This window comes from Neisseria sp. P0001.S005 (assembly GCF_051963715.1).
In genome coordinates, this window is sequence record NZ_JBQCTZ010000571.1 from 1 (window position 1) to 486 (window position 486).

Genomic DNA, 486 nt, shown 5'->3' on the forward strand with positions numbered 1-486 from the left:
AATAGTGGCTGTACTTGTTACAGTGACCAAGGTACACCGCTGAAAGAAATCACAAAAACAATGTGCAAAGACTACGTGCGTAACGGTTTGCCATTTAACCCTTACAAAGACAAAACCCTAACTACCCAAGCAACACAGCCACAAAACCAAGCCAAATCCAATGACAATAGTCAAGTTTTAGCACTTGGTGGAAAATCTCCGCAAAACTTAATGTATGACGGCTATGTAGAGGCAGGGGAACAATTCCAGCAACGTGGAGGGACTGTCGGATCTAATTAATCAAGCTGCTTTTTACTGTGTTGATGAAGCCCAAAGGCGTAATCAATATGGTAAAAAGTAGCACGGGGTGCGGGAACGCCCGCTACTTGAATACTAGGATAACTATCCGAAGCTGTAAGCTCTTTTATTCAGACGGCTTACAGGTTCGGATTAGCTACCCGAACCGAAAAACGCCCATCTTGAAACGGCCTAAGTCATCAGACTGTA

Annotated in this window: 1 pseudogene; it reads left to right on the plus strand. The window is 44.0% G+C overall.

Annotation, left to right across the window (positions count from 1 at the left end):
* A pseudogene (locus ACTHSP_RS21735) lies at nucleotides 1-279 on the plus strand (zonular occludens toxin domain-containing protein); the annotation flags it as partial.
* Nucleotides 280-486: the final 207 nt, after the last annotated feature.